The organism is Roseobacter ponti, assembly GCF_012932215.1.
GTDB classification, from domain to species: Bacteria; Pseudomonadota; Alphaproteobacteria; order Rhodobacterales; family Rhodobacteraceae; genus Roseobacter; species Roseobacter ponti.
Genome location: NZ_CP048788.1, coordinates 567,434 through 579,353, shown reverse-complemented (window position 1 = coordinate 579,353; position 11,920 = coordinate 567,434). Strand labels below are relative to the sequence as shown.

12 protein-coding genes and 1 tRNA gene are annotated in these 11,920 nt (G+C 58.9%); 2 read left to right on the top strand and 11 right to left on the bottom strand.

Annotated elements, in window-relative coordinates; genetic code table 11:
* Window positions 1–55 precede the first annotated feature (55 nt).
* The 9 genes from rpoB to G3256_RS02800 all read right to left on the bottom strand — a co-directional run bounded on the left by rpoB (window position 56) and on the right by G3256_RS02800 (window position 8,809).
* Window positions 56–4,192, bottom strand: coding sequence for a DNA-directed RNA polymerase subunit beta (gene rpoB, locus G3256_RS02840; RefSeq protein WP_169639398.1), 4,137 nt, complete (start codon window positions 4,190–4,192; stop codon window positions 56–58).
* 267 nt (window positions 4,193–4,459) lie between these two features.
* A complete protein-coding gene (gene rplL / locus G3256_RS02835; RefSeq protein WP_169639397.1) occupies window positions 4,460–4,834 on the bottom strand; it encodes a 50S ribosomal protein L7/L12 in 375 nt (124 codons plus the stop codon).
* A 74-nt stretch (window positions 4,835–4,908) separates the two neighbouring features.
* On the bottom strand, window positions 4,909–5,424 hold the full coding sequence (gene rplJ / locus G3256_RS02830) for a 50S ribosomal protein L10 (RefSeq protein ID WP_169639396.1): 516 nt from the start codon (window positions 5,422–5,424) through the stop codon (window positions 4,909–4,911).
* Window positions 5,425–5,741: 317 nt separating this feature from the next.
* Complete coding sequence (rplA, locus tag G3256_RS02825) at window positions 5,742–6,440, bottom strand: 50S ribosomal protein L1 (RefSeq protein WP_169639395.1); 699 nt, start codon at window positions 6,438–6,440, stop codon at window positions 5,742–5,744.
* 1 nt (window position 6,441) lies between these two features.
* A complete protein-coding gene (gene rplK / locus G3256_RS02820; RefSeq protein ID WP_169639394.1) occupies window positions 6,442–6,867 on the bottom strand; it encodes a 50S ribosomal protein L11 in 426 nt (141 codons plus the stop codon).
* A gap of 105 nt (window positions 6,868–6,972) precedes the next feature.
* On the bottom strand, window positions 6,973–7,506 hold the full coding sequence (nusG, locus tag G3256_RS02815) for a transcription termination/antitermination protein NusG (RefSeq protein ID WP_169639393.1): 534 nt from the start codon (window positions 7,504–7,506) through the stop codon (window positions 6,973–6,975).
* A gap of 203 nt (window positions 7,507–7,709) precedes the next feature.
* Window positions 7,710–7,904 carry a preprotein translocase subunit SecE gene (secE, locus tag G3256_RS02810; protein ID WP_169639392.1) on the bottom strand — a complete coding sequence of 65 codons (195 nt, stop codon included), beginning with the start codon at window positions 7,902–7,904 and terminating at the stop codon, window positions 7,710–7,712.
* 82 nt (window positions 7,905–7,986) lie between these two features.
* Window positions 7,987–8,598 carry a hypothetical protein gene (locus G3256_RS02805; RefSeq protein ID WP_169639391.1) on the bottom strand — a complete coding sequence of 204 codons (612 nt, stop codon included), beginning with the start codon at window positions 8,596–8,598 and terminating at the stop codon, window positions 7,987–7,989.
* 135 nt (window positions 8,599–8,733) lie between these two features.
* Window positions 8,734–8,809: transfer RNA gene (locus tag G3256_RS02800), tRNA-Trp, on the bottom strand.
* Between the two features lie 152 nt (window positions 8,810–8,961).
* Between G3256_RS02800 and G3256_RS02795 the strand changes: the two genes are divergently transcribed.
* On the top strand, window positions 8,962–9,459 hold the full coding sequence (locus G3256_RS02795; protein WP_169639390.1) for a ferritin-like domain-containing protein: 498 nt from the start codon (window positions 8,962–8,964) through the stop codon (window positions 9,457–9,459).
* A gap of 235 nt (window positions 9,460–9,694) precedes the next feature.
* Window positions 9,695–9,844: a hypothetical protein gene (locus tag G3256_RS02790; RefSeq protein WP_169639389.1), complete on the top strand. Its 150-nt coding sequence runs from the start codon at window positions 9,695–9,697 to the stop codon at window positions 9,842–9,844.
* A 131-nt stretch (window positions 9,845–9,975) separates the two neighbouring features.
* Here the strand turns inward: G3256_RS02790 and tuf are convergent, their stop codons facing one another.
* Together tuf and G3256_RS02780 are read right to left on the bottom strand one after the other, a co-directional pair.
* Window positions 9,976–11,151: an elongation factor Tu gene (gene tuf, locus G3256_RS02785; protein WP_169639388.1), complete on the bottom strand. Its 1,176-nt coding sequence runs from the start codon at window positions 11,149–11,151 to the stop codon at window positions 9,976–9,978.
* A 97-nt stretch (window positions 11,152–11,248) separates the two neighbouring features.
* Window positions 11,249–11,836, bottom strand: coding sequence for a hypothetical protein (locus tag G3256_RS02780; RefSeq protein ID WP_169639387.1), 588 nt, complete (start codon window positions 11,834–11,836; stop codon window positions 11,249–11,251).
* Window positions 11,837–11,920 lie beyond the last annotated feature (84 nt).

Genomic DNA, 11,920 nt, shown 5'->3' with positions numbered 1-11,920 from the left:
CAGTGGAAGAGCGAGGGCGCAGGGAGCTTTTAAAAGCCGCCCTGCGTTGATCCCGTTATTCGTCTTCCTCAGCGTCCAGGAGTTCCATGTTGAGGCCGAGGCCACGGACTTCTTTGACCAGAACGTTGAAGCTCTCGGGCACGCCCGCTTCAAAGTTGTCCTCGCCTTTGACGATGCTTTCATAGACTTTCGTCCGTCCGGCCACGTCGTCCGACTTCACGGTCAGCATTTCCTGCAGGGTGTATGCAGCGCCGTAAGCTTCCAGAGCCCAGACCTCCATCTCACCGAAGCGCTGACCACCAAACTGCGCTTTACCGCCCAGCGGCTGCTGGGTGACGAGGCTGTAAGGCCCGGTCGAGCGCGCGTGGATCTTGTCATCCACAAGGTGGTGCAGTTTCAGCAGGTATTTGACGCCGACGGTGACCGGGCGGGCAAACTGCTCGCCTGTACGGCCGTCAAAAAGCACCGACTGGCCCGAGGTATCAAACCCGGCCCGCTTCAGCGCATCGTTCACGTCTGCCTCTTTGGCGCCATCGAAAACCGGCGTCGCAATCGGCACACCGCGCGTGACATTGCCCGCAGCCTCAACGAGGGTTTCTTCGTCCATGCCGGCGATGCCCTCTTCATAGACGTCTTCGCCATAGGCAAGGCTCAGAGCTTCACGCACAGGTGTCAGATCACCGGAGCGGCGATAGTCCTGCAGCGCCTCGTCCACATTGACACCCAGACCACGTGCGGCCCAGCCCATATGCGTCTCGAGGATCTGACCGACGTTCATACGCGACGGCACGCCCAGCGGGTTCAGACAGAAATCCACCGGTGTCCCGTCCGCAAGGAACGGCATGTCCTCCATGGGGACCACTTTGGAAATCACGCCTTTGTTGCCGTGACGTCCGGCCATCTTGTCGCCCGGCTGCAGCTTGCGCTTCACCGCAACGAACACCTTGACCATCTTCATCACGCCCGGGGGCAGATCATCGCCACGACGGACTTTTTCGACCTTATCCTCAAAGCGCGCATCAAGAGCCCGTTTCTGGATCTCGTACTGCTCGTTCAGAGCCTCGACGATCTGTGCGTCTGCCTCGTCTTTCAGAGCCAGCTGCCACCACTGACCACGGGTCAGCATCTCCAGGGCGTCTTCGGTGATCTCGGAATTGGACTTGAAGCCTTTGGGGCCCTTCACAGCGGTTTTGCCGAGGATCAGGTCCTTGAGACGGGCATAGATGTTCCGGTCCAGGATCGCGAGTTCGTCATCGCGGTCACGGGCCAGGCGTTCCACCTCTTCGCGCTCGATCTGCAGCGCACGTTCGTCTTTTTCCACACCATGGCGGTTAAAGACGCGCACTTCGACGACCGTTCCGAAATCACCCGGTTTAACGCGCAGCGAAGTGTCGCGCACGTCAGAGGCTTTCTCCCCGAAGATGGCGCGCAGGAGTTTCTCTTCCGGCGTCATCGGGCTCTCGCCTTTCGGAGTGATTTTGCCCACCAGAATATCGCCGGGCTCTACGTCCGCGCCGATATAAACGATACCCGCCTCGTCGAGATTGCGCAGGGCTTCCTCGCCGACGTTCGGGATATCGCGGGTGATCTCTTCCGGCCCCAGCTTGGTGTCACGCGCGGCGACTTCAAATTCCTCGATGTGGATCGAGGTGAAGACGTCGTCACGGGCAATCCGCTCGGAGATCAGGATGGAGTCTTCGTAGTTGTAGCCGTTCCAGGGCATGAACGCGACGACGACGTTCTTGCCGAGCGCCAGCTCCCCCATGTCCGTTGACGGGCCATCGGCAACCACCTGGCCTTTGGAAACCCGGTCACCCACCTTCACCAGCGGACGCTGGTTGATACAGGTGTTCTGGTTGGAGCGCTGGAATTTGCGCATGCGGTAGATGTCCACACCCGCATCACCCAGCTCAAGATCTTCCGTTGCCCGGATCACAATCCGGCTGGCGTCAACCTGGTCGATCACGCCTGCGCGTTTCGCCATGATCGCCGCGCCGGAATCGCGCGCCACAACTTCTTCGATGCCAGTGCCCACAAGAGGCGCCTCGGCCTGCAGAAGCGGCACAGCCTGCCGTTGCATGTTCGAGCCCATCAGAGCGCGGTTGGCGTCGTCATTTTCCAGAAACGGAATAAGCGAAGCCGCAACAGAGACCAGCTGTTTCGGAGATACGTCGATCAGATCAACGCTTTCAGACGGCGACAGGGTGTAGTCGCCGGATTTACGGGTCGACACCAGATCGTTCACAAACACCATGTTCTCGTCGAGGTTGGCGTTCGCCTGCGCCACGGTGTGACGCATTTCCTCGGTCGCGGACATGTACTGCACTTCATCGGTCACCTTGCGGTTCTCGACCTTGCGGTACGGTGTCTCGATGAAGCCGTATTTATTCACCCGAGCGAATGTCGCGAGGCTGTTGATCAGACCAATGTTCGGCCCTTCAGGCGTCTCAATCGGGCACATCCGGCCATAGTGCGTCGGATGTACGTCGCGCACCTCAAAGCCCGCGCGTTCCCGCGTCAGACCACCCGGCCCGAGCGCTGAAAGACGACGCTTGTGCGTCACCTCAGAGAGCGGGTTCGTCTGGTCCATGAACTGCGACAGCTGCGAGGAGCCAAAGAATTCACGCACTGCGGCGGCTGCCGGCTTGGCGTTGATCAGATCCTGCGGCATCACCGTGTCGATCTCGACGGACGACATACGCTCTTTGATCGCGCGCTCCATGCGCAAGAGACCAACGCGATACTGGTTCTCCATCAGCTCACCAACTGACCGCACGCGGCGGTTGCCGAGGTGGTCAATGTCGTCAATGTCGCCACGACCGTCGCGCAGATCCACCAGCGCCTTGATACAGGCCACGATATCTTCGCGACGCAGCGTACGCTGTGTGTCTTCAGCGTCGAGTGCGAGACGCATGTTCATCTTCACACGACCGACCGCGGAAAGGTCATAACGCTCGCTGTCGAAAAAGAGCGTGTCGAAAAGCGCAGATGCCGCTTCAACGGTGGGCGGCTCGCCCGGGCGCATGACGCGGTAGATATCCATGAGCGCGGTGTCGCGGTTCATGTTCTTGTCCTGCGCCATGGTGTTGCGCATGTAGGGGCCGACATTGACGTTGTCGATGTCGAGAAGCGGGATCTCGGTCACCCCGGCATCAACGAGCTCTTTGGCCGTCCCGCCGATGAGCGTTCCGTCCTTGTCGTACTCCAGCGTCATCTCATCACCGGCTTCGACATAGATCGCGCCGTTTTCTTCGTTGATGATATCCTTGGCGGCGAACTTACCGGCGATGTGCTCGAACGGCAGCAGCAGCTCGGTTACTTTGCCTTCATCGACAAGTTGTTTCACCGCGCGCGGTGTTACTTTTTTGCCTTTCTCGAACAGGACCTCACCGGTTTTCGCATCGACCAGATCATACGTCGGGCGGGTCCCGCGCACACGATCAGGGAAGAACGGGGCGACCCAGCCTTTGTTCTTTTTCAGCTTGTAGGTGACGGTGTTGTAATAGGCGTCCATGATCGCTTCCTGGTCGAGACCAAGCGAATACAGGAGCGTCGTGACAGGCAGTTTGCGGCGGCGGTCGATGCGCGCAAAAACAATGTCTTTGGCGTCGAACTCGAAGTCCAGCCAGGAGCCGCGGTAGGGGATGATGCGGCAGGCAAAAAGCAGCTTACCGGAGGAGTGTGTTTTGCCCTTGTCGTGGTCAAAGAACACACCGGGCGAGCGATGCATCTGAGACACGATCACGCGCTCCGTGCCGTTCACAACAAAGGTGCCGTTCGGCGTCATCAGGGGCATATCCCCCATAAAGACATCCTGTTCCTTGATGTCTTTGACCGATTTCGCTCCGGTATCTTCGTCAATATCAAACACGATGAGGCGCAGCGTCACTTTGAGCGGCGCGGAATAGGTCATGTCGCGCTGCTGACATTCCTCAACGTCGTACTTCGGCTTTTCAAGCTCGTACTTGACGTACTCAAGCACGGATGTTTCATTGAAATCCTTGATCGGGAAAACCGACTGGAAAACACCGGTAATGCCCTCGCCGTCCGTGGGGACGTCGGCATCGCCGGAATTCAGGAAGAGATCATACGAGGATTTCTGAACCTCGATCAGGTTTGGCATCTCCAGAACTTCACGGATTTTGCCATAATATTTACGTAGACGTTTCTGGCCAAGGAACGATTGAGCCATAATAGGTGTCACCTTTCAGAGTTCTCACCGGTCGCGGTTGCCGTCGGGCCACGGCACCACGCCCATACGAGACGATACGTTTTCGGTCTATTCACGGGCACCGTCCCACCGGCGCCTTCCCGACCATTGAAACCGCATCCTGATAAAGGTCTTTCGCAAAAGGCCCTTATCAGGACAGGTTAAGCCGGACCCGGAAAGCTCCGGATCCAGCTCTTTTTCATCAGACAGGGATGCAGCGCATCAGCGCCCCGTCCCTGTGCTGCCGGCTCAGGCCAGTTCGACCTCGGCGCCAGCTGCTTCCAGCTTGCCTTTGATCTCTTCGGCTTCGGCTTTGTCGCAGCCTTCTTTGATCTTGCCGCCCGCTTCCACGAGGTCTTTGGCTTCTTTGAGGCCCAGACCGGTGATGCCGCGAACTTCTTTGATCACGTTGATTTTCGACGCGCCTGCGTTCTTGAGAACGACGTCAAATTCTGTTTTCTCTTCTTCAGCAGCACCGCCGCCATCCGCAGGACCAGCCATCATCACTGCGCCACCAGCGGCGGGCTCGATGCCGTACTCGTCTTTGAGGATTGTCTTCAGTTCTTGTGCTTCAAGCAGGGTAAGACCAACGATCTCTTCTGCCAGTTTTTTCAGATCAGCCATGTTTTAGCTCTTTCCGTTAACGATATGTGTGTTCCAACGTCGCGTTTTCAACCCGACACCGGTTTGACGATGCTTTATGCGGCCGCCTTGTCCTCGATCGTGGACAGGATGGATGCGATATTGCTTGCAGGTGCGCCAATGGCCCCGGCGATGTTCGAAGCAGGTGCGCCCAGCATGCCCGCGATTGTGGAGATAAGCTCCTCGCGCGAAGGCATTTTGGACACGGCTTCAACACCGGCGACGTCCAGTGCGTTCTCACCCATTGCGCCACCGAGAATGACGAATTTGTCATTCCCTTTGGCGAATTCCTGAGCAACCTTGGCCGCAGCCACGGGATCCTCAGAATAGGTCAGAACGGTCATACCCGTCAGAAGGTCGGCAATGCTTTCGCATGGCTTGCCCTCAAGGGCGATCTTGGCGAGCCTGTTTTTGGCAACACGCACAGACCCGCCCGCGTCGCGTGCTTTCGCGCGCAGGTCCTGCATTTCAGCAACTGTCAGACCGGCGTAGTGGCTTACCACTACGACGCCAGAGCTTTCAAAGATCTGGCCGAGTTCATCGACCAGCTGTTCTTTTTGTGCTCTATCCACAGTTTCACTCCATTTGTGGGAGGCGACTGCCTCCCGGCTCAGTTCAGGATGCGATGGTCTGCATCCCATTCGGGTCCAGATGAGGGTCCCGAGACCAAAACCGCCCGAAGGCCGGAATTTTCTCGTTTCCCATCTCAGGAAGGAATTATTCAGATCGAAACCTGAACCCTCCGTCTCGGACAGAAAGCAGGGCCGGTCGTCTGGCCTTGCCTATCAGGCGGGTCGCCCCGCCGGATCCTTACCGGGGCAGTGCCCGGTTGCCGCCTGCCCGGCCATCGGATGCGCACACCCAGCCGGCCGGACAGAATGCGACATGATTATTCTGTAACGGCGTTATCCACCGAAACTGTCACGCCGGGGCCCATTGTGGAGCTCAGCGCAATCTTCTTCATATAGGTGCCTTTTGATCCCGACGGCTTGGCCCGGGATACGGCACTGACGAACGCGCGGATGTTTTCCACCAGCTTGCCTTCGTCGAAAGACATTTTGCCGACACCTGCGTGCACGACACCGCCTTTTTCCGCTTTGAACTGAACTTCGCCACCCTTAGCTGCTTTCACAGCGGCTTCGACGTCCATTGTCACGGTGCCGACTTTGGGGTTCGGCATCAGGTTGCGGGGGCCGAGCACTTTGCCCAGACGACCGACGATCGGCATCATGTCCGGTGTCGCAATGCAGCGGTCAAACTCGATTTTGCCGCTCTGCACTGTTTCCATCAGGTCTTCCGCACCGACGATATCCGCACCGGCCTTCTCAGCTTCTTCTGCCTTGGGGCCACGTGCAAAGACAGCAACGCGGACGGTTTTGCCTGTGCCGTTGGGCAGGCCGACAACACCGCGGACCATCTGGTCTGCGTGACGCGGATCAACACCGAGGTTCATCGCAATTTCGACGGTCTCGTCAAACTTGACCTTGGAGTTGCCTTTGATCAGGGCCACGGCCTCTTCGACTGTGACGTCCTCTTTGCCAGCGAATGCTTCGCGTGCGGCGCGGGTTCTTTTTCCGAGCTTTGCCATCTTACTTAACCTCGATGCCCATAGAGCGGGCAGAGCCCAGGATGATCTGCATGGCCGCTTCGATGGAATTGGCGTTGAGATCTTTCATCTTCGCTTCGGCGATTTCACGGACCTGCTTTGTGGTCACGTGGCCGACAACCTCGCGCGAGGGTGTCTTGGCACCGGACTTCAGCTTGGCGGCCTTCTTGAGGTAATAAGACGCAGGGGGCGTCTTGATATCCATGGTGAAGGACTTGTCCTGATAATACGTGATCACGGTCGGGCACGGTGCACCGGGCTCCATATCCGCTGTCTTGGCGTTGAACGCTTTGCAGAATTCCATGATGTTGATGCCGCGCTGACCCAGCGCCGGGCCGACCGGCGGGGAGGGGTTCGCCTGCCCTGCGGGCACCTGCAGCTTCATGCTGCCAACGAGTTTCTTGGCCATTGGCCTTCTCCTTTTCCAACCCCGCCCCGGCGCGCCGGTTCGGGCTTATGTTGTCGTGGTCCGGTCCGGATGCCGCGGCACCCTCGCCTCCCACGGTTTATGCACTCAGGTCTGCTTGTTGACCTGGGTGAATTCCAGCTCGACCGGGGTCTCCCGGCCAAAGATCGACACCGACACCTTCAGGCGCTGGTTGTCGTCATCTACCTCTTCAATCATGCCGTCAAAGTCCTCGAACGGACCGTCGGCAACCTTAACCTTCTCGCCCACTTCAAAGTGGATAAGGGTGCGCGGCGCATCTTCGCCTTCCTGCACACGGTTCAGTATCGCATTTACCTCGGCATCACGCATCGGCATCGGGCGTCCCTGCGGACCAAGAAACCCCGTAACCCGGTTGATGGAGTTAATCAGGTGATACCCCTGATCCGACATCTCCATATGCACCAGCACATATCCCGGCATAAAACGCCGCTCAGTGGTCACCTTCTTGCCGCGACGTACCTCGATCACCTCTTCGGTCGGCACCAGAACTTCGTCGATCTGGTCTTCCAGCGCCTGCTCGGCCACGGACGTGCGGATCTGTTCCGCGATCTTCTTTTCGAAGTTCGACAGGACGCTCACCGAATACCACCGCTTAGCCATCTGTTTACAGGTCCCTGTCTCTGCCGGCAGCAAGCTGCCTGAAGTCTCGTATTTCCAGGCACTTAGCCCGATATATCTGAACAAAAAATCGGCGCGCAACTCGAATCGCCACACGCCCTGCCTCTGGTCAGGCCTGCGGCATACTCCGCACAGGCCAATCTTTCAAGGGGTGCCGGGGGTTTTTTGAACTGCCCCGTTCAGCCTCAGCCGAACATGCCCAGCACGGCCTGAAGCCCACCACGGATAATGATATCCACCGTGGCAAAGAAGACCGCAAAGAGCGCCGCCATGATGAAAACCATCACAGTCGTGAGCATGACCTCGCGCCGCGTCGGCCACACAACCTTCGCCACCTCAGCACGTGTCTGCTGAATGAACTGAAACGGGTTCGTGGCCATGGGTCACCTTTCTGCGCTGAACTCACCGCGATGTAACGGGCCGCAGCGCAGAATTCAAGAGATCAAACCGCGCGACGGTGGCTCAGCGCGACGGCTCATGGCTCAGACGGTTCAGACGCTCGCTAAGTGCTGCTGCATGCTTCTGGTCGGCAACGATCATGGCACGCAGGTCCGGGCTGCGCAGCATGTCGGCCACGGCGTCGGGCAGGATGCCGGTGTACCGGTCCCAGCGCCGCGACAGAACCCATGCCCGCACTTTAAGCCGGCGTGCGGCATCCGGGCGACGCCGGGCATATCGGCGGAACTGTGAAATGACGCCCTTCCAGAACCGTTCTTCCCCGACAATCAGATAGAAAGCCACAAAAAGGATGCCCAGCAGAACGCCCCAGCCGATCACAAAAACCGGTTGTAAAAGAAGAAGAAGCACAGCGCTCGTCACCAGAACGGCGCGCCGCTCGGGACGGTAGGCGCGTACACGGGCGAGAAGCCAAGCGACAAGATCGCCGCCCGGCCTGCGGTCTGCGGCACCTGGTCTGGCTGCCACCCCCCGGGTCTCGGATGCAGATGCCTCATTCACGGCTGCAACTTCCTCGCCGGGGTCGGCCCGGGTGGTTTCGATCAGAGACCGAACCGCCAGAACATCTGCATCTGCTCCCTTGCTTTCTTCCTGCGCTGCACTGCGATTATCTGACATATCCCCGTTTTCCCGCGCTGTTCAGAATCACGTCAATTCTGCGCGCCCTTCACGGCATAATCATGGCAGGAATACGCCCCGACGAAGGCAGCCCGGTCTCAGGCGCTCTGCCCCGGGTGCTGAATGTTGGAAAACTGGCAGGGGCTGAGGGACTCGAACCCACGACCCTCGGTTTTGGAGACCGATGCTCTACCAACTGAGCTAAACCCCTGTACCGCCGACGGTCGTAGTCGGAATTGCCGGCGTGTTCAAGAGTAAACCTGCCCCGGCGGATGCAATTTCCCACCGGTATTGGCGGAACGAATTCGCGCAGACCGCGTTTCTGATGCAAGACAACAGTAACAATTGTGGAGGGCCCGAAAGATGGCAATCAATTCCTTGAAAGAAATCTATCACGACCAGCTGCAGGACATTTACAGCGCCTGCAAACAGTCGCTTGACGTAACAGCCGAGCTTGGCCGCGCTGCCGCGGACAAAGAGCTTTCCGAAGCCCTGATCGCCGGCTCGAAAGGCATCAGCGAAGGCATGGACGCACTTAAATCCATTTGTGCCGAACATGACATCGATCCGGATGGTGAACACTGCAAAGGCATGGAGGGCCTTGTGAACGAGGCCCGCGCCCACGCGCTCGAAGAGGACTTCGGTGATGACGATGCGCGCGACGCGATGATCATCACCCAGTATCAGCGCATGGTGCATTACGCGCTTGCCGGCTACGGCTGCCTTGTCGCATTTGCCAACCGTCTGGAAAAAGACGGCGACGCGGCTGTGCTGCAGCGTCACCTCGACGAGACCTATGACGGTGATCGCCGGATGACGGAAATCGCGACCAAAGGCGGCGTCAACAAAGCTGCTGCCTGACTTTTGCGGGGTGCCGGCCCTCCGGCGCCCCGCCCGCACCTGAACGCCCCGATGCAGTCGCCCTCACACCGAATGCCTGGCTGCCCCGCACTTTTCCCACAAAAAATCTTTTTATGTGAACTTGTTCACTGACGTTGCGTCATTTGCGCAGCATTCTCTCTGCATACCTTCAGACGCAACCGGGCATCCCTGCCCTTTGCAAAACGCAGATACCAGTCAGAACGGACAGATCATCATGAAAAAGAAAACCCTCCTCGCCCTCATTGCCGGTTCAGTTCTGCTTATGGGCTGTGCCGACACCGGGCAATACCCGGTGACCAGAAACACTGTCGGTGTAGATGATCAGGTGCGGTTTATGACGGCACCGAACCTGACACGCTACTGACAGCAGCCTGCGGCCCGGAAACTGCCACACGACCGGCACCTGTCCGACAGCAAAAAGGCCGCAGCGGGTGTGCTGCGGCCTTTTCTTTGTCTCTGCCGTGTGGCTGCGACCGGGTCGCAGCACGCGCGGGCTTACTCAGTGATCTTCGACACAACGCCCGCGCCGACGGTGCGGCCGCCTTCGCGGATCGCAAAGCGCAGGCCGTTCTCCATCGCGATCGGTGCGATCAGCTCAACGCCGAACGACACGTTGTCGCCTGGCATAACCATCTCGGTGCCTTCGTTCAGCTGAACCGTGCCGGTCACATCCGTGGTCCGGAAGTAGAACTGCGGACGGTAGTTCGCAAAGAACGGCGTGTGACGGCCACCCTCTTCTTTGGTGAGGATATAGGCCTCGGCCTCGAACTTGGTGTGCGGCGTCACGGAACCGGGCTTGCACAGCACCTGACCGCGCTCAACACCCTCGCGCTCAACACCACGCAGCAGGGCGCCGATGTTGTCGCCGGCTTCACCACGATCCAGCAGTTTGCGGAACATTTCCACGCCGGTGCAGGTCGTCTTTTTGGTGTCGCGGATGCCGACGATTTCGATCTCGTCACCTACGTTGATCACGCCACGCTCGACACGACCGGTCACAACCGTACCACGGCCGGAGATCGAGAAGACGTCCTCGACCGGCATCAGGAAGGGCTGGTCGATCGCACGCTCAGGTGTCGGAATCCACTCGTCCACAGCCGCCATCAGCTTGCGGATGGACTCTTCGCCGATCTCGGGGTTGTCGCCGTTCATCGCCGCCAGCGCCGAGCCGGGGATCACGGGAATGTCGTCGCCGGGGTAATCATACGAGCTCAGCAGCTCGCGGATTTCCATCTCAACCAGCTCCAGCAGCTCGTCGTCGTCCACCTGGTCGACCTTGTTCATGTAGACAACCATCGTCGGGATGCCGACCTGACGGCCGAGCAGGATGTGCTCGCGCGTCTGGGGCATCGGGCCGTCGGCCGCGTTCACAACCAGGATCGCGCCGTCCATCTGCGCCGCACCGGTGATCATGTTCTTGACGTAGTCGGCGTGGCCGGGGCAGTCGACATGCGCATAGTGGCGCGCGTCTGTCTCGTATTCCACGTGCGCGGTCGAGATCGTGATCCCGCGGGCTTTCTCCTCGGGCGCGCCGTCAATCTGGTCGTACGCCTGGAAATCGCCGAAATACTTCGTGATCGCGGCCGTCAGCGTCGTCTTGCCGTGGTCAACGTGACCAATCGTGCCGATGTTCACGTGCGGTTTATTACGTTCAAACTTTGCCTTTGCCATGAGTGTGGCGCCCTTTTTTCTGAGAGGTCACGCCCGTGACCCGATCCTTCACATGGCGCGCGATGTATTTCCATCCGTCGGGAAAATCAAGCAGGAGTTACCGCGGAAGCGGCACTTCCTCTCTTTCGCCGGTATCGATTTCGGCGGCATCCGTGAACCAGGCAAATTTCTCCTGCTGACCGACCAGATAATTTTCGATGGTCTTGGCCACGTTGCGGGAAATTTCCTCAAGCTGCTGTTCGGCTGTCTTGGTCAGCCCGGAGCCCACGATATTGCCCCCCGAAAACTCCTCGACCACGGTAAACTGAGCCGGCTCAGGGTTCAGTTTGATGCCTTTGGCATCGTCCCAGACCGTCAGGCGCACAATCATTGCCGTCTTTGGTGACAGCAGAACAGGCACGCCCGGTGCTGCAAGATTATAGCCCTCGATGCTGAGGCCGAAATGGTAATCCTTGGGGCCGTCGTAACGTCCGAACCGCTGCTCAACCGCCCCCTGCACAGAGGCGATCAGGTCTTCGACCGGTAACTCACGGCTTGTGGGAACGCGGGCGACATGCGGTGCCACGACCACGTTGTGTCCCAGACTGAAATCGCCCAGCGGCACCGCCGGCTCATTCAGGTCTCGCCCGTTCACACAGGCAGCCAGTGCCATCATTCCCAGAAATAATACTGCCCTGCGCACCATTCTCTGCCCTTTTCTTCTTCTTGTGCTCCCCTGACTAGCCGATGCCGGGAAGACAGGCAATGCAGGCCGGTTCAGCCCTCCACG